General features: G+C 55.6%; 14 protein-coding genes. 11 read left to right on the top strand and 3 right to left on the bottom strand.

Annotated elements, in window-relative coordinates:
• The first annotated feature begins 4 nt into the window (after window positions 1–4).
• Genes WW58_RS03150 through WW58_RS03135 form a run of 4 tightly spaced genes read left to right on the top strand, consistent with a single transcriptional unit; the run spans window position 5 to window position 3,287 of the window.
• A complete protein-coding gene (locus WW58_RS03150; protein WP_022197949.1) occupies window positions 5–898 on the top strand; it encodes a polyprenyl synthetase family protein in 894 nt (297 codons plus the stop codon).
• Between the two features lie 14 nt (window positions 899–912).
• On the top strand, window positions 913–1,776 hold the full coding sequence (gene nadC, locus WW58_RS03145) for a carboxylating nicotinate-nucleotide diphosphorylase (RefSeq protein ID WP_046435330.1): 864 nt from the start codon (window positions 913–915) through the stop codon (window positions 1,774–1,776).
• A 21-nt stretch (window positions 1,777–1,797) separates the two neighbouring features.
• Window positions 1,798–2,436, top strand: a complete 639-nt coding sequence (gene pdxH, locus WW58_RS03140) for a pyridoxamine 5'-phosphate oxidase (protein WP_012420302.1) — start codon at window positions 1,798–1,800, stop codon at window positions 2,434–2,436.
• A complete protein-coding gene (locus WW58_RS03135; protein ID WP_046435328.1) occupies window positions 2,433–3,287 on the top strand; it encodes a D-hexose-6-phosphate mutarotase in 855 nt (284 codons plus the stop codon). The genes pdxH and WW58_RS03135 overlap by 4 nt, the downstream gene beginning before the upstream one ends.
• 210 nt (window positions 3,288–3,497) lie before the next feature.
• Here the strand turns inward: WW58_RS03135 and WW58_RS03130 are convergent, their stop codons facing one another.
• Together WW58_RS03130 and WW58_RS12890 are read right to left on the bottom strand one after the other, a co-directional pair.
• A complete protein-coding gene (locus tag WW58_RS03130) occupies window positions 3,498–4,928 on the bottom strand; it encodes an amylo-alpha-1,6-glucosidase (RefSeq protein WP_046435472.1) in 1,431 nt (476 codons plus the stop codon).
• Window positions 4,929–5,035: 107 nt separating this feature from the next.
• On the bottom strand, window positions 5,036–7,264 hold the full coding sequence (locus WW58_RS12890; protein ID WP_094139475.1) for a GDSL-type esterase/lipase family protein: 2,229 nt from the start codon (window positions 7,262–7,264) through the stop codon (window positions 5,036–5,038).
• A gap of 372 nt (window positions 7,265–7,636) precedes the next feature.
• Here WW58_RS12890 and WW58_RS03115 point away from each other — a divergent pair, with 372 nt between their 5' ends.
• From WW58_RS03115 to yidC, 5 genes are all read left to right on the top strand, one after another.
• A complete protein-coding gene (locus tag WW58_RS03115; protein WP_012420298.1) occupies window positions 7,637–9,748 on the top strand; it encodes a glutamine synthetase III family protein in 2,112 nt (703 codons plus the stop codon).
• A 210-nt stretch (window positions 9,749–9,958) separates the two neighbouring features.
• On the top strand, window positions 9,959–10,144 hold the full coding sequence (gene rpmH, locus WW58_RS03110) for a 50S ribosomal protein L34 (protein ID WP_012420297.1): 186 nt from the start codon (window positions 9,959–9,961) through the stop codon (window positions 10,142–10,144).
• 64 nt (window positions 10,145–10,208) lie between these two features.
• Window positions 10,209–10,580, top strand: a complete 372-nt coding sequence (rnpA, locus tag WW58_RS03105) for a ribonuclease P protein component (protein WP_102732083.1) — start codon at window positions 10,209–10,211, stop codon at window positions 10,578–10,580.
• The gene (yidD, locus tag WW58_RS03100) at window positions 10,577–10,825 is read left to right on the top strand and encodes a membrane protein insertion efficiency factor YidD (protein ID WP_012420295.1); all 249 of its coding nucleotides are present in this window, start codon (window positions 10,577–10,579) and stop codon (window positions 10,823–10,825) included. Before rnpA ends, yidD begins: the two co-directional genes overlap by 4 nt.
• 56 nt (window positions 10,826–10,881) lie before the next feature.
• Window positions 10,882–12,768: a membrane protein insertase YidC gene (gene yidC, locus WW58_RS12885; RefSeq protein ID WP_022197678.1), complete on the top strand. Its 1,887-nt coding sequence runs from the start codon at window positions 10,882–10,884 to the stop codon at window positions 12,766–12,768.
• Window positions 12,769–13,474: 706 nt separating this feature from the next.
• On the opposite strand, the gene gltB is transcribed toward yidC, so the two are convergent.
• The gene (gltB, locus tag WW58_RS03085) at window positions 13,475–17,914 is read right to left on the bottom strand and encodes a glutamate synthase large subunit (RefSeq protein ID WP_046435322.1); all 4,440 of its coding nucleotides are present in this window, start codon (window positions 17,912–17,914) and stop codon (window positions 13,475–13,477) included.
• A gap of 397 nt (window positions 17,915–18,311) precedes the next feature.
• Here gltB and WW58_RS03080 point away from each other — a divergent pair, with 397 nt between their 5' ends.
• Both WW58_RS03080 and carB read left to right on the top strand, forming a co-directional pair.
• Window positions 18,312–20,447: a glutamine synthetase III family protein gene (locus WW58_RS03080; protein ID WP_022197680.1), complete on the top strand. Its 2,136-nt coding sequence runs from the start codon at window positions 18,312–18,314 to the stop codon at window positions 20,445–20,447.
• A gap of 253 nt (window positions 20,448–20,700) precedes the next feature.
• On the top strand, window positions 20,701–22,408 hold a 1,708-nt coding region (gene carB / locus WW58_RS03075; protein WP_046435320.1), incomplete at its 3' end, for a carbamoyl-phosphate synthase large subunit.

Raw genomic sequence — 22,408 nt, 5'->3', positions numbered from 1 at the left:
CGCCATGTGTGAACAATCACTGAACGACTACATCACAGAACAATGCGCCCTGATTGACGCAGCGCTGGACAGACTGCTGCCAGCAGAGAACGAAAGCCCCGAAACCATCCACAAAGCCATGCGCTACAGCATATTTGCGGGGGGGAAAAGAATGCGCCCCGTCCTTTGCCTGGCGGCGGCAGAGGCCTGCGGAGGACTGGCAGTGGACGCCTTGGTTCCCGCCTGCGCCGTGGAAATGATGCATACGTATTCCCTCATCCATGACGACCTGCCAGCCATGGACAACGACGATCTGCGCCGTGGGAAACCCACCAGCCACAAGGCCTTCGGAGAAGGCGTCGCCATCCTGGCGGGAGACGCGCTGCTGACGGAGGCTTTTGCCGTAATCGCCCAGGTGGACGATACGGAACGCTATACCGTCAGGGATTACGTGAGGGAGCTGGCAGCCACCGGCGGCAGCACCATGCTCATCGGAGGCCAGATTCTGGATTTGGAGGGAGAACACAAGCAGCTTTCCGAACCGGAAGTCCGCACCGTGTACGAAGGGAAGACGGCCGCCCTGCTAACCACGGCCCTTCGCTTCGGCGGCATGTCCGCAAACGCCACGGAGTCCCAGCTGGAAGCTCTGACGGACTTCGGTTACAACCTGGGGCTGGCTTTCCAGGTGATTGACGACATTCTGGATCTGACGGCTTCCACGGAAAAACTCGGCAAGACCGCCGGCAAGGACGTCAATTCCCAGAAATCCACCTGTCCGGCCCTGATTGGCCTGGACGGCGCCCGTTCCGAAGCCAAATGCCGCACTCAGGCGGCTCTGGATGCCCTGATGATTTTCCCGGAAGAACGCCGCGCCCGCCTGGTGGAACTGGCCAACTATCTTCTTAACCGCGAATATTAAGCCGCTTTTCTTTCATGCCCGCAGAAACCGTATCCGACAACGTGGAAACCCTGATCAATCTGGCGCTGGCCGAAGACTTCGGCTCCGGCGACGTGACTTCCACATACTTCGTCCCGGAACATCTGACAGCCAGAGCTATTTTGACCCCCCGGAAAAAAGGCGTTCTTTCCGGCGTCAATGTCGCGGCGGAAGTTTTCCGCAAGGTGGATCCCACCCTGAAGGTGGAAGTTTACCTGCATGACGGGGAAGCCGTGGCGCCCGGCGCCGTGGTGATGCTTATTGAAGGTTCCGCCCGCTCCATTCTTGGGGCGGAACGCACCGCCCTCAACTTCATCCAGCGTCTTTCCGGAGTAGCTACGCTCACCAGACAATATGTGAAAGCCGTTTCCCACACCAGCGCCCGCATTCTGGATACCCGCAAAACCACTCCCGGCTACCGTCTGCTGGAAAAAGCGGCCGTGCTCCATGGCGGAGGCACCAACCACCGCATGGGCCTTTATGACCGCGCCATGGTGAAAGACAACCACCTGATGACGGATGGAAATACGGAACACCTCCAGGAATGCATCAACAGGCTGCGTCAGGAAAAGCCCGGTGTGGAAATCCAGCTGGAAGCGGACACCCTGGAACAGGTGGGCAACTTCCTTAAACTGGAAGGCGTGGACCATATCCTTCTGGACAACATGACGCCGGAAATGCTGAAACAAGCCGTCGCCATGCGCGGAGGACGCACCACCCCCCTGCTGGAAGCCAGCGGAGGCGTTCATCTGGATACGGTAGCCGCCATTGCGGAATCCGGCGTGGACTTCGTCTCCGTAGGCTACGTGACCCACTCGGCCCCCTCCCTGGACCTGGGGCTGGATTTCAGCGTAGAATAACCCCTCATCGTTCAACACGCCATGGACTTGTCCAATTTCAGAGAAGAATACCTCAAAGGCCAGCTGCACAGAAAGGACCTGGCGGAAAATCCCTTTGAACAATTCCAAACCTGGTTTGAACAGGCCCTGAAAGCGGATATTCCGGAACCCAACGCTTTTTCCCTGGCCACGGCGGACGCCCAGGGCAGGCCCTCCCTACGCACCGTGCTGCTCAAATATTTTGACCGGACGGGCTTTGTTTTCTTCACCAACTACGGCAGCCACAAGGCCCGCGATATTGAAGAAAATCCACAGGTCTGCATGATGCTTCCGTGGGTAATGCTGGAACGCCAGATCATCATTTACGGAAAAGCCGTCAAAGTCTCCCGCGCGGAATCCCTGAAATATTTCCTCACCCGCCCCAAGGAATCCCAGCTTGGAGCTTGGGTTTCACACCAAAGCTCCGTCATTTCCGGAAGAAAACTGTTGGAAATGAAGTTGATGGAACTGAAAAACAAATTCTCCAAGGGAGAAATACCCCTTCCCTCCTTCTGGGGCGGCTACCGAATTATCCCGGATACCTTTGAATTCTGGCAGGGCGGCCCCGGCCGCGTGCATGACCGTTTCATGTACAAACTTCAGGAAAACGGCTCCTGGACAATTGAACGCCTTCAGCCATGACCGTCCGGCGCACAACAAACCAGGGGCTTTCTTTCCTGGACGTAACAACACCGCTCTGCACGGCATCCCTGTGCCTTCAGGGAGCGCACCTCACCTCATGGAAGCCGGCAGGGCATGAGGAATGCCTTTTTCTTTCTCCCAACGCAGCCTTTGTCCCCGGCAAAGCCATCCGCGGAGGCATCCCCGTCTGCTGGCCCTGGTTCGGTCCCCGGGAAGGCGCGCCGTCCCACGGCATAGCGCGCACCTCGGAATGGCGCCTCCACCACCAGGAAATGGACAAGCGCGGCAACGTCCTGCTCTCCCTGGCTTTCTATCCGGAAGATGAATCCTATCCCGCCGCCATCCTGCGTCTTACCCTGGGCCGCACGCTGACCATGAAGCTGGAAACCACGGCGCGCACGCAGCCCTGCAAGCTCACGGAAGCCTTCCACAACTACTTTGCCGTCGGCAACCTGACCAAATGCCGCGTTCATGGGCTGGAGGACATCCCGTTCCGGGAAGAAGCCGCCCAGCCCATGAAGCACGGAGAACGCCCGCTGGCGCCGCTGGGGTGTCTGGACCGCGTTTACAACTTCCCCTCCTGTTCGGGAAAAACAATGCTGGAAGACCTCATGCTGAACCGCGCCATCACGGTGGAGCGGAATCATGCCTCTTCCGTCATCGTCTGGAATCCTGGACAACAGGGCGCCAAAAACATGGCGGACCTGGGTGCGGAGTCCTGGAATAAATTCCTGTGCATTGAAACGGGAAACGCGGAGCCCCGTTCCATTTCCCTCGCCCCCGGACAAACCCATACCCTTTACCAAAAAATTTCCGTAAGGCATATGGAGGAAGCCTGCTCTCCCCGTTAAAACGGCAGACAACATTACCTCTCAAATAATGTTCCGGAACATTTCCTTGCCGCCCTTCCGGAATTTCCTTTGTCACCCTTGCCTCTCAGACCGCCTCCAAAAGAAAAAAATTGGCGCAGGCACGGGAAAAACCCGCATCTTGCCCCGGCAAAAGGAAAAACCCCGCGGAAGAACATCAATGACGCCCTTCCGTGGATAAACAGAAGGTCCTTACAGCTTAATTTCAGTATCCCCCTTCCTTACTGAATAAGTATTGCCATTAATGATTAGAGAGTAAGAAGCATTCGACGTGACCGACACCGTGCCTTTACCATCAAAAACAATATCGGTTACAATATCGCCAAACCTCAAATTCCTGATTCCATGGCGGCCCTTATTTTTCTTCAACCTCCACCGCACTTCTTTTCTGGTTGCGGACACCTCCTTAAATCCCAGTACATTTTCAATAAACAGGGAAATCGGCCCCAGGGCTGACCAGCCGCAAAATTCCGGTCTTGCGCGGCGTCCGTGTTCCGTGGAAGGAGTATTCCCGCTTGGGCTGTAGCACTCCCAGATAGTATGCGGTTCTATGTTCCTGTAAGCGGCAAGCTGCTGGTTGATAACCTTCTCGGCAATAGCATCGGCCTCCTCATGGTAGCCATACTTTTCAATGGCCTTAATCGCCATATATGTCGTCGGCAGCCAGATTCCTCCCCGCCAGTAATCCCCGGTTTGATGATGATAATCCTTATCCGAGCGGGCCAGGGAAGGAGTCGGATAACTGCCTCCGAATTCTTCGGGATTCATCAAATGCCTGACCATGCTCCGCGCCTGTTCCCTGGAGGCAACCTGAGCCAGAAGAGGCCAGTAGGACGCAATGGTTTTAACGCGGCAGGGCTGTTTGTCCGCAATGGTGACATCGTAATAAAATCCATCCCGCTCATCCCAGTAAAGATGGTTGATCTTTTTCTTAAGCGCTTCATATTCGGCGTTCCATTTCCTTGCTTCATCTTCATTTCCCAAAGCCTGTTCCATGGCAACAATGCAGTGGGCGCTAAGAGCCTGCTGGGAAATGGCATCCACCCATAACACCTTATGGTATCCTCCGGCATCACGCCCACGGGGAGTATTGTCCATACCGCTCGCTCCCCCTGTCCAGGTAAAGCCATCATCCCCAATGGAATTCAAGTAAATACGCTGGGGGGAACACTCAAACCGTTCACCAGCCTTAGCCCGGGCAAACCATTTGAAATGCTTTTGCAGATATTGCTTCTTATTCAAGATATCATCCAGGCGTTCCTTATCACCGGTGAAGTCAAAATATTCTTTCTCCACCCACGCAAATAACGGGGGATTGTCCACTAAATGAACCTTAAGCGGAGTAACGGCTTTTTCGTGAATAGGCTTGTAAAGATTATCCAAACTTTCAACTCCGGGAAACGACCTGGGAGCATACTTGGCGAAAAGAACCATGAAACAGGTATCCCATATCCATATTTGATCTTCATAGCAATTCTCATCCATGTAGGGAGACGCGGGAAGGCCTTCCGGCCCTTTTCTGACGCGGCCTGCCGCAATTTCCCATGTCTTATGATAAAGATCCACCATTTCCCGGTTTGGATACACCGGAAGGGGAATCTCTTTTTTCCAATCCCGGTTCATGCAGGAATCCGGATGGGTTGTCGCGGAAAATCCCTGCAACGGGGCTGACAGCAGGAGAATCGAACCTGTAATTACCGATAGTTTAGCGCTCATCATTATTTTTTTGTTTATTGAATTAAAGGTTGTTTTTTCAGAAGTTCCCTGAATGCAATGTCAGCCATAATCACCTGCCCATCGGCATTGGGATGAACGCCATCGGGGAAAAGTTCCGGTTTATTCTGAAAAGGGGAGAAAAAGTCGATGGTTTCACACTTATTGTCCCTCGCAACCTGCTTCACAAGAGGAATGATCTTAGTTTCCACCGTTTCCTTGTCAATTTGGCTGGAAGATTGCCACGAGGGAAGAGGAATTGCGCAATAGATTTGAATGCCGGGCATATTTTCCCGCAGTTCGGCGATGATGGCGGCATAATTCTGCTTAAACTCGGACAGGAATTTCCTGTTCTGCGGTTTGGCGTCATTGGTGCCTAAAGCGATAATGGCAATCTGTGCATGGGAATTGAGAGCATTCCGGTACTCGCCTGTTTTAATATAGGGAAGGTCTCCCTTGGCCAGAAGGGTACGCCCGTTAACGCCGCAGTTCAGCACTTCTATTTCTTTCCGTTTGAATTTTTTCCTCAATTCTTGACCAAGAAGATGGCTCCAGCGCAAAACATCCTTATTGGCTCCGGCTACTCCTGCTCCAAAAGTATTACTGTCTCCCAGGCACGCAACGCGCAAAGGGACGGGCTGTCCGGTAACGGAAAGAACAAAATCTACGATATGGGCAGGATTGTCAAAACCGTGCGGATGGTGCCCGCCGGGGCGGCGAATAACTTTTACAGGGCCTCCCAGCTTGGCGTAACGTTTGGCGAAAACATCCGTATTCTCTTCAATAGGGACTACATCATCTTCCGTCCGGGAAATAAACAACAAAGGAATTCCGGCTTTAGCCATGCCGCGCATATTGTCCACGGGATTGCCCTTATAGGATAAAGCCTGCTGTTCATTAAAGCCATAGGCGCGCAGGCATTTGTTCCAGTCATCCGGCGAACCTTTGCCCTTGCCTCTGTCGGCCGGCCAGCTTTTGAAATCACAGACGGGGGCATCCACATAAACGCCAGCCACGCACAAAGGATTCTTCTCCGCCCAGTTCAGAGCATAAAGTCCTCCACGACTCAGTCCAAACAACACCGGTTTTCCGGAAAATTTGCGTTCATCCACCAGATACCTGTAAAATTGATCCATCACCTCCATGGCCTTGGGAGAACCGTAAAGGTCTTCCATGCTGATAAATACCGCCGCATAGCCGCGCTTTACCAGTTCGAGATCAGCTATAGGCTTATAATCAAAAAATTGTGGCCGCCATATCCATAACTGTTCTTTTCCAGAAACAACAGCCTTGTCGGGAAAGACGATGAATGCCCTGCGGCCGCCCACGGTAAACTCCTCCCGTAAAAAACCATTCCAGACAGAAACCGTCCTAGGAAACTGACGCTTGGCCATTTCCGGATCATACCCCGGAATTTCCGGCCGTGCATGTCCTGTTTTTACCAGCCATTCATTGCGGACTTTCTCATGTTTTTTCATCGTATCCGGCGTCGGCCGATGGTCTTTTTCCGCAACCTCAGGAGCAAGGCCTATTTCCGGGACCAGCCCGGCAAGAACTTCCCGGGCTATCATATGATGCCCTTCCGGACCGGGGTGCACGCCGTCACCGGAATACCTGAAACCGGGATTCCCGGCCTTCTCTCTGGCAATGAGCTTCCGAAGCCCGGGACGGATATCTATGACTTTCCAGCCGTCTTTTCTTTTAGAAACCAGCCATTCCGCGTACTTGTCCAATACAGCGTCATACTCAGCCTGCTCAGCGGAATCCCCCCGGAACAATGGAGGAGTAATGAAGACAATCTCCGCTTTTGCCGCATCGGCAGCCTTTTTAAGGCGGATATTCCCTTCCTGGTACGCTTGAAAACGCGCTTTGTCAAACGCCTGCATAAGGCCGTCATTCATCCCGTAGCATGCCAGAATCAATTGGGGCCGGTACATTTGGAGAACCCGGTCAAGGCACTCATGCAGGCATGGACGGGGGAATCTGCCACCCGCATGGCCATACTCGCTCAACCCGGCTACCGTCTCGCTGGGAACGGCAAAGTTGACAATCTCGCAGGCCTCAAACTTTTTATCGGCTTTCAAGGCGTTTTCCACCTCATTTGCCCATGGTCCCGCATAAGCAATACTGTCCCCAAGAATGGCAATCCGGCCCTTATTCAAAGGCTGGGCATGAAGCCGCATCCCCACTCCCGCACAACACAGCAGCATCAACAATAAACATCTTGCTATTAACAATAAACGCATTTCACAATAATATGGTTGTACTTATTACTACTGAAAACGAAATAGATTTCTTGCAAGATACGGAAAAATACCGCTCGGCAGGTTCCTGTGCCGTTTCATGAAACAAAAACCCGGCACTTCACCAATTCCCGTCCAGTCCTCTTCCCGACAATCACGGCCTATCCCTTCCTTTACAGCGTCCCCCTCCTTCCCCAATTTCTCCATTGCCGCCGGAGAACCATAGAAACCGGAAAACCGTTTACGCTTCTTCCCGAAAACGGATGGGGGCGGAAGAAGTCCTTTTCCTGAAGAAATAGGGCAGGATTCGGCTTGCCAAAAAGTCTCTTTTAAGGTTTGGTATGTTCCGAGCCTTTTGGCGCGTTCCCTATCAAGATGCATACAAACCCACCTTCCGATGTTGGCAACGCCGCAACCTTTATTGCGGAAATTTACGGTCAGGATGTCTTCAACATGGAGACCATGCGCAATTACCTGCCCCGCCCCGTTTACAAAAAACTGCTGGCTACCATCCGCAAGGACGAAAAACTGGACCCCGACATCGCCAATGAAGTGGCTCAGGCCATGATGACGTGGGCTCTGGAAAAGGGGGCCAGCCACTACACGCACTGGTTCCAGCCTCTCAATGGGAGCACGGCGGAAAAGCACGACTCCTTTGTGGACGTGGACCCGGAGGGAAATCTGGAACTCAAATTTTCCGGCAAGAGCCTGGTGCAGGGCGAGCCGGACGCCTCCAGCTTCCCTTCCGGAGGTCTCCGCGCCACCTTTGAAGCGCGCGGCTACACCGCATGGGACCCCACCAGCCCCGCCTTTATCAAACGGACGGAAAACGGCGCCACGCTTTGCATCCCAACCGCTTTCTGCTCTTACAAGGGACAGGCGCTGGACAAAAAGACGCCTCTCCTGAGATCCATGACTGCTGTCACCCGGCAGGCCAAGCGGCTGTTGTCCTGCTTTGGCGGTCCGGACAACATTCACGTCAGCGCCGACCTGGGGGCGGAACAGGAATACTTCCTGGTGGACAAGCAGCTTTATGCCCTGCGCCCGGACCTGATGATGTGCGGGCGCACCCTCTTCGGCAATGTGCCCCCCAAGCACCAGCAGATGGAAGACCACTACTTCGGCTCCATCAAGGACCGCGTGCTGGAATTCATGGTGGACGTGGACGAAGCCCTTTGGAAACTCGGCATCCCGGCCAAAACGCGCCACAATGAAGTCGCTCCCGGCCAGTTTGAGATCGCACCCATTTTTGAAAGCCAGAACCTGGCCGTGGACCATAATATGCTGGTCATGGAGGTGCTCCGGAAAACTGCCAACAAGCATGACATGGTCTGCCTGCTGCATGAAAAGCCCTTCTCCGGCATGAACGGCTCCGGCAAGCACAACAACTGGTCCCTCTCCGCCCCCGGTTACGGCAGCCTGCTCAATCCCGGTTCCAGCCCGCAGGAAAACGCCATCTTCCTCACTCTGCTCTGCGCCACCATCAAGGCCGTGGACGAACATGCGGATCTGCTGCGCGCCTCCGTCGCCAAATCCGGCAATGAACACCGCCTGGGGGCCCATGAAGCCCCCCCGGCCATCATTTCCATCTTCCTGGGAGATCTGCTGGATGAAATCATTGAGCAAATCGAGAAAGGAGGCACTAAAAAAGCGCGCACCCAAAAGACCATCAACATCGGCGTGGACACCCTGCCCATGTTCCCCCTGGACGCCTCCGACCGGAACCGCACCAGCCCGTTTGCCTTCACAGGCAATAAATTCGAATTCCGCGCCGTAGGTTCCTCCCAAACCTGTGCATGGCCCATGACGGTGCTCAATACCATTGTGGCGGAAAGCCTGGATGAAATCTGCACCATCCTGGAACCTGTCAAGGACAAGCCCGAGGAGTTCCACGCCACCCTCAACAAGCTCCTTCAAAACATCATCAAGAAGCATAAGCGCATTCTATTCAGCGGAGACGGCTACGGAGAAGCCTGGGTAGAGGAAGCGGAACGCCGCAATCTCCCCAACATCCCCGGCACCATTGAAGCCCTGGCCGCTCTGGAAACGCCCAAGGCCAAGGCGCTTTTTGAAAAGTACAAAGTGGTCAGCCCCGTAGAACTCCACGCCCGCCATGAAATCCAGACGGAAATATTCCACAAGGAAATCAACATTGAAGCGGAAACGGCCCTCCTGATGGTGGAAACCCTTTACATCCCCGCCGTAACGGAACAGCTCACGCAGCTTACCACCGCCATTGCCCAGATGAAGGCATCCGGAATCAAGGCGGGAATGAAAGCTACTACGGATCGCGCCAACCAAATCGGCACGCTGCTGGATATTCTCCCCGGACAGGTGAGGGAACTGCGCCGCGCCGTGGATGAAGCCGATACCAGGGCCATCCAGACGGGCATGGACAATTTGAGAAGCACCATTGATATGCTGGAAAGCCTGACGGACGCAGACCTGTGGCCCGTCCCCACATACGCGGAACTGCTCTTTCTGTAAAGCAGGCGGGCTTTTCTGGAATAGAAAAACACTGTCTATCAATCATAAAGACTACTTATCCCAGTGCTTTCCGCAAGAAAAACGGCAAATTAATCGCCTGACGGATTGACAAAACAATCAAAATAGTTATCCTTTTCGTCCGGTTGTGCATAGGCCGCTTAGACGGACGGCACTGAATCTAGTAATTCACAAGAAGCATCTTTCAACATCATGAGCAAGAGGACTTATCAACCATCCAAGCGTTGCCGCAAGCGTCAGTTCGGATTCCGTGCACGCATGGCCACCAAGAACGGAGCGGACATCATCCGCCGCCGCCGCGCTAAAGGCCGCAAGCGCCTGCTTCCCAAGGGAGCCGAAATCCAGTACAAGCGCCACACCATCCAGCACGGCCGTTAATCCAGCCGCCAGGATTCGGTTAACGCCTCCTTGGAACTTCTTTTCACGGGCCGACCCGCGGGAGATGCGTCTTACTCGTCAACAAAGCATGACCAGGGCATTCCAATTTGCCCGGGTACGTAACGAGGGGCCATCCGTAGCAGGTCGGCTTATTGTTTTAAGCGCGACCCCTTTGGAACATCCGGAGGAACCCTCCAAATTCGGTATCATCTGTACGAAAAAAATCGGCTGTGCCGTTGTCCGCAACAAACTGCGGAGACGCGTGAGGGAAATACTGAGGGCGCACGGGGCTCCTTTTGAAAACGGCGTACACCTGGTGTGCGTCCTCCGCTGGAGGGCCGTGGAAGCCAGCTACGCCGACCTGGAACGGGACTGGCGGAAAGCCGCCCGAAAACTCAAATTGCAACTTCTTTCCCGGGAACAAGACAAGACATGATGAAATGGCTGCTCATCACCCTTGTAAAGGGATACCAAACCTTCATCAGCGCTCCCCTGCATGCCCTGGGGGGCCCCGGAAGCGGCTGCCGCTATACACCCACTTGTTCCCAGTACTTCATCCAGGCCGTTCACATCCACGGAGCCTGGCGCGGCTTTCTTCTTGGCACATGGCGTATTTTAAGATGCAACCCGTGGGGCGGATCAGGTTATGATCCCGTGCCCCCGGCGCGCCACCCACGCTGAACAATTACCTTTCTTTCCCTTTCCTTTCACCAACTCCAATCAAGCTATATCACATTATGGATCGCACAGCATGGATCATCATAGGCATCTGCGCCGCCCTTCTGGGCCTGAATATTTACATGGGCAACAATAAAAAGGCTGAAACCGCCCCCATTCCCGCACCGCAGACGGCTGTCGCCGCAGCCAATGCCCCGGTTGCCGGCGTCCGCCCCGGAGCCGGAACCTCCGCCCCGGAACAGGCCTCCGTCAACAAAGCCCTTGAAGAAGACAAAACCGCCCCGATCACTCTGGTAGCCACGCAGGAAGTGAACGGGAAGCAGCAACCCTTCATCACTTACACGTTCAACCGCATAGGGGGTTCCATCGGCACGGTTACCCTGCACAACGATATTGTGGACTCCCAAAAAGTCGCGGACCATAATATCACGATTAACGAAGCCCAGCAACGGGGCATCGGAGAACTCGTTTTCAACATGGATGCCACCCAGGATCCTTCCTATGACAACACCGTGTATAAGGAAGTGAAACGCACGGCGGACTCCGTAACCCTGGAAGGCTATGACCCCGCACGGCAGCTTTTCATCTCAAAAACGTACACCCTGCACCCCGTCAAAAATCTGGAAGGTGAAATATTGCCCGGCAGCAAATATCTCATTCGCCTGACCGTCTCCCTGCTCAATAAATCTCCCAATGTCCAGGATCTGCGCTACATGGGCATCTTCGGCGGGAGCGCCTATCCTATCGCCAAAAGCGAACCAAAAGATACCTACACCCATTTCTTTTACCATGCAGACGGCTCCCTGGAACAGGAAGTGCCTTCCTATTTCACAGGCGGCTTTTTCAGCAGTGCCAAGGCCCGCGTCCTGGAAGGCCCTCTCCAGGACCTGACTTATGCCGGCGTCATGAGCCAGTATTACGCCACCATCCTTCTTCCCCAGGACCAGTCCAGGGGGTCCACCGTGTACGCCACCCGCCAGGAATTTCCTTTGACGCATGAAGGCAACACCCTGGTGCCCGGCGTCACCGTGGCCATGGGAATCCCCAATCTGACCATGGCCCCCAATGAAATCAAGACGCTCACCTACGATATTTACACCGGCCCCAAATTCAACGCCTACCTGCGTGACCTGAATCTTTCCTATCCCGCCATCAGCGATATCATGGCATACGGCTGGCTCGTATTCCTGAGCGTTCCGATGAACTGGCTGCTCAACCTCTTCCACGGATGGTTCGGCAACTGGGGCGTGGCCATCATCTGCATGACCATCGTTGTCCGTGCTCTTATCTGGCCGCTGCACAAAAAATCCTATATGGCCATGAAACGCATGTCCCTGGTTCAGCCGGAGATGGTCAAACTCAAGGAGAAATATCCGGACGACCCTCAGAAGGTGAACATGGAAATGATGAAGCTGTACCAGAAATACGGCATCAACCCGGCCAGCGGCTGCGTCCCCATGCTCATCCAGATTCCCATTTTCTTTGCCTTTTACCGTGTGCTCCAGTATTCCGCGGAACTGAGAGGGCAGCCCTTCTGCCTGTGGATGACGGATCTTTCCCTGCCTGATACCGTGGGCCACCTGTTCGGCATTCCAATCAATATTCTGCCTCTCATCATGGCTGTAACCATGATTATTCAGATGAGGATGACGCCTCAGGCGGGAGAACGCTCCCAGCGCATTATTATGAACCTGATGCCTGTAATGTTCTTCCTGTTCTGTTACAATTTCGCTTCCGCCCTGGCCCTGTACTGGACCACGCAGAATTTGATCTCCATAGGACAAACAGCCCTTATCCGCCGCTTGCCCATGCCCGTGCTTTCCCCCGCCAAAAAGAAAAAGTCGGGCTTTTTCCAAAAGATGATGGAGCAGCAGCGTGCGGCCCTGGAAGAACAGCAGCGCAAAGCTAAAGGCCGCAACATGCGCAATATAACGCCTAAAAAGTAGGAATCCCTGCTCTGCCTTCCGCCTCTGCAAGTGCGTCCGCCCCTCCGCGGCCGCACTTTTTCATGAAAAGGCGCAGGAAAAAACATTCTGCCGGCGCAAGCCTCAAAAAAGGGAAAGGAACTCCCTTACAGAATTTCCTCAAAAAACCGGCCCTCTCCAGGTGGAGAGGGCCGGTTTTCCTCGTCATATATTCATTGCGTAGTTAATTGGAGCAGCTTGGCAGAAAATGCCAAACACCCACTGGAGCAAACCTAACGGATTATGAATTCGCGGCAATTCCCTGAATAACTAAATAACAAGAATACCAATCAGTTACCTTTCAATTCACTTTTTTATCAATTGCCATCCAGCCGAATTTCCAAAACCAAAACTCCACTAACACATTTCCATTCAAACTTTCCTGTTGACTTCGAATTCATAATCCGCTCAGAACCGGGCATTGCTGGAACATTTGACCTTCCTCCTGACATCAACCGCAACCACCATCCCCCTCGCAGCCGCATTTCTCTATCAACTGACAGTATGGTCATGAAAACCTCCTTATCCGGAACATTAGTCTTCAAATGCGGAATGGCTTAAGCAGGAAAAGCGGCGCCAACATGCCCGGCCATGAAACGGCATACAGGCCTATCAAAAAATGGGGGCCTCCGCACCCGCGGAGGCCCCTGCCTTACCCCAAACAACAGAAAACTGCTGCATGCTTCTTTCAGGAATGCATGGCCAGGGCATGCCGGTATTCCACCGGGAATACCTTGATGAATTTGCCGCGTTCTTCCGGCCAGTTGTTTAACAGGTCGTAAGCCCTGCGGCTCCTGGTAGCCATGTAATGCTCGTAAATGAGCTGAAGCAATTCCGCTTCATCGGCGGAATGCGGCATGACCGTTTCCAGGTCCACGCTGCCCAGGTTGCATTTCTGATCGAAGTTGTTGTCCGCGTCATACACGTAGGCCAGGCCGCCGGTCATCCCCGCGGCGAAATTGACGCCCACTTTGCCGAGCACCGCCACACGGCCCCCGGTCATGTATTCACAGCCGTGGTCGCCGATGCCTTCCACTACCATTTTGGCGCCGCTGTTGCGGATGGCGAAACGTTCCCCGGCCTGCCCGTGAAGGAAGATGCCGCCGGAAGTGGCCCCATAGCCGATGACGTTTCCGGCGATGACGTTGTCTGACGGTACGTAGGAGATATGATCCGGGGGGCGCACGATGATTTTGCCGCCGGACAAGCCCTTCCCGACAAAGTCATTCGCCTCCCCGACAAGTTCAAAGGTGACGCCAGGCGCCAGAAAAGCCCCGAAGCTTTGCCCCGCGCATCCGGTAAAGTGCACCGTAAGCGTATCTTCCGCCAGGCCGCGCGGCCCGAATTTCATCACCAGCTCACCGGAAAGTTCCGTCCCCACCGTCCGGTCCACATTGCGGACGTCTCGGCAGAGTTCCGTCTTTTCCCCCTTTTCCAGCAGGGGCTTCAATGCCGGCAGCAGATGGCGGCGGTCGTAGTTGTCCAGCGGTTCCTTTTCAAAAGAGGGGTCAAACCTGCGTCCATCCCCCTCTGCCGCATGCAGGATGGAGGAAAAGTCCAAATGCCGGGCCTTGTAAAAATCTATGGCGCGGTTGACGGAAAGCAGATCTGCCCTGCCTACGGCTTCATCCAGGGAACGAAGCCCCAGGGATGCCAGGATTTCCCGCGTTTCCTGGGCCACGAAGCGGAGGTAGTTGATGACGTATTCCGGCTTGCCGCTGAATTTGGCCCTCAGGGCCGGATCCTGCGTGGCGACGCCTACCGGGCACGTATTTTCATGGCACCTGCGGAGCATGGCGCAGCCGATGGAAACCAGGATGGCGGTTCCGAAACCGAATTCCTCCGCCCCCAGCAGGGCGGCCATCACGACGTCCCTCCCGGTGCGCAGCTGGCCGTCCACCTGGAGCCGGACCCGGGAACGGAGCTTGTTGAGCACCAGCGTCTGCTGCGTTTCCGCCAGCCCCAGCTCCCACGGCAGTCCGGCGTGCTTTACGCTGGTGAGCGGAGAGGCGCCCGTGCCGCCGTCGTGGCCGCTGACCACAACCACATCCGCATGGGCCTTCACCACACCCGCGGCAACCGCGCCGATGCCCACCTCGGAAACAAGCTTGACGGAGACACGGGCATCCGGATTGGAGTTGCGCAGATCGTAAATTAACTGGGCCAGGTCTTCAATGGAGTAAATGTCATGATGCGGAGGAGGAGATATGAGGCTGACGTTCTGCATGGAATGGCGCAGCCGGGCGATGTATGGATCCACCTTGTGCGCCGGGAGCTGGCCCCCCTCCCCGGGCTTGGCCCCCTGGGCCATCTTAATCTGGAGCTCGGAAGCGTGGCGCAGATAATTAATGGTCACTCCAAAACGCCCGCTCGCCACCTGCTTGATGGCGCTGTAGCGGGCTTCTCCCCGGGCGTTGGGTTCATAGCGGGCTTCATCTTCCCCCCCTTCCCCGGAATTGCTTTTGGCTCCGATTTTATTCATCGCAATGGCGATGGTTTCATGGGCTTCCGGGCTGAGGGACCCCAAAGACATGGCTCCGGAAACGAAACGGCGCAAGATGGAATCCACGCTTTCCACTTCTTCCAGGGGGATAGCGTCTGCCGGAGCAAATTCAAACAGGCCGCGCAAAGTGCAGAGATGCTGCGCCTGACGGTTGCTGTAATCCGCGAATTCCCGGTATTTCCGTTCGTCATTGTCACGCACGGCAGCGCGGAAAGCCTGAAGTGTCTGCGGATTCCAGAGATGATTCTCCCCTCCTTTCTTATACTTGTACTGCCCTCCCGCATCCAGCTTGTCCCCGTGTTCCGCGTTTTGCACGGCGCGCTGGTTGCATTCCGCGGCTATTTCATCCAGCCCTATGCCTCCTACGCGGCTGACGGTGCCGGGAAAGAATTCGTCAATCAGTTCCCGGTTCAGACCCACCGCCTCGAACAGCTGGGAGGAGCGGTAGCTGCGCAACGTGGAAATGCCCATCTTGGACATGATTTTGAGCAGTCCCTTGTCTATGGCATTAATGTAGTTGCCGGAGGCTTTCACTACATCCAGAGGGCAGTCCTGCGGCGCGGCCAGGGAAGTAACCGTCGCCAGAGCCAGGTACGGATTGACTGCCGTGGCCCCGAAACCCAGAAGCAGAGCAAAGTGCATTGTTTCCCTCGCCTCCCCGGTTTCCAGAATCAGACCCACATCGGAACGCAGCCCGGCGGACGTCAGCGCGCGGTTCACCACGGAACAGGCCAAAAGGCTGGGAACGGGAAGGTAGCCGTGCCCTATGTTGCGGTCCGTCAGCACCAGAATGCGCACGCCGGACCTGACCAGGCCCACGGCGGATTCCGCCAGGCTTTCCAGCGTCTCCCGCAGGGCTTTTCCGTCCCCTCCTTCCGGGAACTGGATGGAAAGCCTGGCGGAAGGGAAGCCGGCCTCCCGAATATTGCAGAGGCGGTTGAGTTCTTCATCCGTAATGACGGGGCGCGCCATCTTGATAAGACGGGCGTGCTCCGGCGTCTCTTCCAGAATGTTGGGATGGTTGCCTATGTATGTGGTCAGGCTCATGACCAGTTCCTCCCGGATGGGGTCGATGGGAGGGTTGGTCACCTGGGCGAACAACTGCTTGAAATAATTGAACAGGAGAGGCGCCTTTCCGGAGAGGACGGCCAGCGGCGCGTCATTTCCCATGGAGCCGAGGGGCTCCGCGCCTTTCAGCATCATGGGACGGATAATCAGCTCCACATCCTCCTGGGTAAATCCGAACTGGCGCTGGCGGCCCACGAGGTCCGGCATTTCCGCAGAAGCGGAAATGGAATCAAACAGAGAACGGACGGAAATCTTGTTTTTCTCCACCCAGCGGCGGTAAGGCATGCGCCTGGCCATTTCATTCTTGGTTTCAGCATCGGATACCAGCCGGTGGTTCACCAGGTCGCAGTAAATCATCTCCCCGGGACGGAGGCGGCCTTTGCGGGCTACTTTTTCCGCGGGAATGTCCGCCACGCCCGTTTCCGAAGCCAGAATGAAAATATCATCCGTGGTCAGCGTATAGCGCGCGGGGCGCAGGCCGTTGCGGTCCAGCATGGCGCCAGCATTGATACCATCGGAAAAAACGACGGCGGTCGGACCGTCCCAGGGCTCCATCATGGCGGAGTGGTATTCAAAGAAACCGCGCACATCCGGCCCCAAATGGTAATTGACGCCCCAGGCCTGCGGCATGAGCATAAGCATGACATGGCGCAGGTCCCGTCCGGCGGCGGCCAGCAGCTCAACCATGTTGTCCAGGCAGGCGGAATCGCTCTGGCCGGGGGGAATAAGAGGCAACAGCTTTTGCAGGTCATCCCCCAGCAGAGTGGAAGACAAATGCGGCTCACGCACGCTCAGGTGATTCAGGTTCCCGCGCAGGGTATTGATTTCCCCGTTGTGGGCCAGATACCTGAAGGGATGGGCCAGGCTCCAGGTTGGGAACGTATTCGTGCTGTAGCGCTGGTGGACAAGAGCCAGGGGGGATTTGAAATGCTCGCTGGCCAGATCTCCGTAAAATCCTTCAATCTGCGTGCCGAGGAACAGCCCCTTGTACACAATGCTGCGGCTGGAGCAGCTGCACACATAACAGCCTTCCACGCGCCGTTCCATTTCCCGGCGCATCACGAACAGTTTGCGTTCAAATTCCGCCTGATCCGCAAAACCGCTGCCGTCAATGAACAACTGACGGATCAGGGGGCACATGCGCTGGGCGTTTTTACCGATGCTGTCCCGATCCACGGGAACCTGCCTCCACGCAATCACGCTGCCGCCGTTTTCCGTGACGGCGGCTTCCAATTCCTCTTCATGGCCGCATCCGCCGAACATCATGGCCACCCCGTATTTGCCTCTGGCGGGAAGCTTGTTGGGAAGCGCCAGGCGGAAAAATTCATCCGGAAGGGCCAGCAGAATGCCCGCGCCGTCCCCGGTATCCGGATCGCTCCCCACGGCGCCGCGGTGCATGAGCCTCTTAAGAACAGTAATCCCCGTTTCAATGATTTTGTGGCTCGGTTCATTTTTCAGGTCAGCCACCAGGCCAACGCCGCAGGCGTCCCTCTCCTGTTCAAAATCATACAATCCCTGCGGCGCGGGAATGCCTGTCTCAAATTGATCGCTATTCATCAGTTTGCTGTTTTGTTTGGGTTAAGTTGACTTATTCGTAGCAAAAACCGTGCCAACATTGCCCAGACTTTCTATTTTCCCGCTTTCAAACTGTTTTACCCCCGTTTTACAAAGCCTGACGCGGCTGCCGGCATAACAGGACATTTTGAAGCGGAATAAAAATATCGTTCCCCCCAAGAAGAATTTTTTACATTTTTGTAATCACCCTTTTGTTGCGATTTTACATTTTTGTAATTCATTCTTATGCGCAGTTTTGTTTCCCTTTTTTGCAGCCCCTTCGCCATAATATTCATATTTCACTAATAATCAATAAATTAAAATTAGCAACATATTCATGAGAACATTTACCTGAAAAGTTGGCACGCTTCTTGCTAAAGAAAAGGTACAACAGTTAACCATGATGAGTGACTCGACACGAACACAAGCCATCAGCGCCATCGCTTCCCTGCCCGTGGGCGGAGCTAGCGAAAGCGCCCCGGTCAGCATTGATTATTACGGAGCGGATGTCTTCAGCACGGAAGTGATGAAGAAGTACCTGCCCAAAGATACGGCAAAAACCCTCCTGGCCACTATCCAGGACGGACTTCCTCTGAACGCGGACATTGCCGCAGATGTGGCCCATGCCATGAAGCAGTGGGCTCTGGAACGGGGAGCCACTCACTATACGCACTGGTTCCAGCCCATGACGGGCTCCACGGCGGAGAAGCACGATTCCTTCCTGGACCCCAAGGGAATGGAACCCATCATGAGCTTCTCCGGCAAAAACCTGATTGTGAGCGAACCGGACGCGTCCAGTTTCCCTTCCGGCGGCCTGCGCTGCACTTTTGAGGCCCGCGGATACACCGCCTGGGATCCCACCAGCCCCGCCTTCATCAAGAGGCACGGGAACGGAGCCACGCTCTGCATCCCTACCGCCTACTGTTCCTATACGGGAGACGCGCTGGATAAGAAGACTCCGCTGCTGCGCTCCCGCCAGGCATTGGGCAACGCCGTCAAGAAGCTGATGAAGTGCTTCGGGCTTCCGGACGAACACGTGACCATCACGCTGGGACCGGAACAGGAGTACTTCCTCATTGACAAGAATTTTTACCTGAACCGCCCGGACCTGGTCCAGACGGGGCGCACCCTTTTCGGCGCACCTCCCGCCAAGCACCAGCAGCTGGAAGACCATTATTTCGGCTCCATCAAGCCTCGTGTCCTTAATTTCATGAGTGACGTGGAACAGGAACTCTGGAGACTGGGAATCCCTGCCAAGACCCGCCACAACGAAGTGGCGCCCGCGCAATTTGAACTGGCCCCTCTGTTTGAGGACGTGAACCTGGCGATCGACCATAACATGCTGGTGATGGAGATTCTGCGCCAGCAGGCCAGCAAGCATGGCCTGGTATGCCTGCTTCATGAAAAGCCATTTGCAGGCGTCAACGGTTCCGGCAAGCATAACAACTGGTCCATTTCCTACGGAAACAAAAACCTGCTGGACCCCGGTTCGGACCCGCAGCAGAACGCCATTTTCCTGACCGTCCTGACCGCCATCATCGAGGCTGTTGACAAGCACAGCGACCTGTTGCGCAATTCCGTGGCCAGCGCCGGGAACGACCACCGCCTGGGAGCGAACGAAGCGCCCCCCGCCATTATCTCCATTTTCCTGGGAGCCCAGCTCAATGAAGTGATTGAGAATATGATCAATGGCTCTTCCGGCTGCGGCAAACGCAACGATACGCTCAAAATCGGCGTGGATACGCTTCCCGTCCTTCCCCGGGACGCGACGGACCGCAACCGCACCAGCCCGTTTGCCTTCACCGGCAACAAATTTGAATTCCGAGCACCGGGCTCCGCCCAATCCTGCGCGGGACCCATGATGACCCTGAACACCATTGTGGCGGAAGCCCTCGACTCCCTTGCGGAAGAACTTTCTTCCTTCGCTCCGGAAACATTCCTGCCGCAGCTTCAGGAAACGCTCAAGCGCAGGATTTCCGAACACAAGAGAATCATCTTCAACGGAGACAACTATTCGGAGGAATGGGTGAAGGAAGCGGAACGCAGAGGCCTCCCCAACCTGAAAAATACGATGACGGCCCTTCACACCCTGGTGAATGAAAAGAATGTGGCCCTGTTTGAAAAATACGGCGTCTTTTCCAGGCGGGAGCTGGAATCCAGGTTTGAGATTTTCCTGGAAGAATACCACAGACGCATCCGCATTGAAGGGCGCCTGTCCTGGGAAATGGCGGCCACCATCATCCTCCCCGCCCTGCGCAACGAATACGGGCAAACCGTTGCCGCGCTCTCCAGGGCGCTGGAAGCCAAGCGGACCAACGGTACCGCCGCCCTGCAGAAGCTGGCGGACAAGCTGGGCGACGCCCTGGATTCCATCGTATCCGACCTGGATACCCTGGAAACGGCGCTTACGAGCTGCCATGAGGACATCCTTGCCGCGATGTCCCGATTGAGAACCAGCGTCGATGCCGCAGAAACCCTGGTGAACGACCGGTCCTGGCCTCTCCCCAAGTACCGGGAAATGCTGTTCATCTATTAGTGGGTGCACCGACGAGCTCCGGAGTTGTGCCGCCCCCCTCGCGGGTCAAGCCTCTGCCCGCAGGGAAGGCACGGCTCCGGAGCCTTGGCGCGCCTTGCTCCGGCCTCCTTCCTCTTCCGTTTTCCACCGTTCCCCACGCTCTAAAAATCCGCGTCATTGACCGTAAAAAAACTTTCCTCCGGAGCCCGGCGGGCACTTAATTCCCCCGGCGGAAATCCGCGGTCCAGGACTACAGGATTCTTCCATCGCCATTATGCCTAAAGACACCTCCATCAAAAAGATTCTCGTGATCGGGTCCGGCCCGATCGTCATCGGCCAGGGCTGCGAATTCGACTACTCCGGCACCCAGGCCTGCAAAGCCCTCCGGGAAGAGGGTTATGAAGTAGTGCTGGTCAACTCCAATCCCGCCACCATCATGACGGACCCGGAGACAGCTCCGCGTACTTATATTGAACCGATTACTCCGGAGTTCGTGGAGAAAATCATCATCCGGGAAAAACCGGATGCCCTCCTCCCGACCCTGGGCGGGCAGACAGCCCTGAACTGCGCCATGGAACTGCACCGCAGCGGCGTGCTGGAAAGGGAAAAGGTGCGTATGATCGGTGCCAACGCAGACGCCATTGACCGCGGGGAGGACCGCAACCTGTTCAAGGAAGCCATGCTCCGCATTGGCCTGGACGTGCCGCGTTCCGGCATTGCGCATACCATGGAGGAAGCGCGCCGGGTGGCCGGGGATATTGGCACCTTTCCCCTGATTGTCCGCCCCGCCTTTACGCTGGGCGGCATGGGAGGCGGAGTAGCGTACAACAAAACGGAATTTGAAGAGATATGCGCCCGGGGGCTGGATCTTTCCCCCGTTTCCGAAATCCTGATTGAAGAGTCCCTGATCGGCTGGAAAGAGTTTGAAATGGAAGTAATGAGGGACCGCGCGGACAATTGCGTCGTCATTTGCTCCATTGAGAACATCGACCCCATGGGCGTGCATACCGGGGATTCCATCACCGTAGCCCCCATCCAGACACTCACGGACCGAGAATACCAGGCCATGAGGGACGCTTCTTTTGCCGTCATCCGGGAGATCGGGGTGGAAACGGGCGGTTCCAACATCCAGTTCGCCATTAATCCGACCAACGGCCGCATGATTGTCATTGAAATGAACCCCCGCGTTTCCCGCTCTTCCGCGCTGGCTTCCAAGGCCACAGGGTTCCCCATTGCCAAACTGGCCGCCAAACTGGCCGTAGGCTATACGCTGGACGAATTGCGGAATGACATCACGCGGGAAACGCCCGCCTGCTTTGAGCCCACCATCGACTATGTGGTTACCAAGGTTCCCCGCTTCACGTTTGAAAAGTTCAAGCAGGCGGACGAACACCTGACCACGTCCATGAAATCCGTAGGGGAGGCCATGGCCATCGGTCGTACTTTCAAGGAATCCCTGCAAAAGGCCTTGCGTTCCCTGGAAACGGGACGCTGGGGCTGGGGATTTGACGCGAAGGCCCCGCAGGCGCCTTCCGCAGAAGAAATCACGCGGAAACTGGCTGTTCCCACGGCAGAACGCATTTTCTGGATTCAAACGGCGTTCAGCAACGGATTTTCCCTGGATGAAGTGCAGCAGCTTACCCAGATTGATCCCTGGTTCCTGGCACAAATGCAGGACCTGGCCAAGGCGGGAGACAGCCTGGACAAGCTGGATCTGCGGGAAGCCAAGAAGCTGGGCTTTTCCGACAGGCAGATCGCCCTGGCCCGGAGAACCACGGAAGAAAACATCCGGAAGGAACGCCAGGAACAGGGCATTGTGCCCGGATATCGGCTGGTGGATACCTGCGCCGCGGAGTTTGAAGCCTACACCCCCTACTTTTATTCCACCTATGGAGATGAAAATGAAGCCCGCGAAACAGGCAGAAAAAAAATCCTCATCCTGGGCGGCGGCCCAAACCGCATTGGCCAGGGGATTGAGTTCG

Origin of the sequence: Akkermansia sp. UNK.MGS-1 (assembly GCF_000980515.1) — a bacterium.
GTDB lineage: Bacteria > Verrucomicrobiota > Verrucomicrobiia > Verrucomicrobiales > Akkermansiaceae > Akkermansia > Akkermansia muciniphila.
This window is presented reverse-complemented; position numbering and strand designations above follow the sequence as displayed.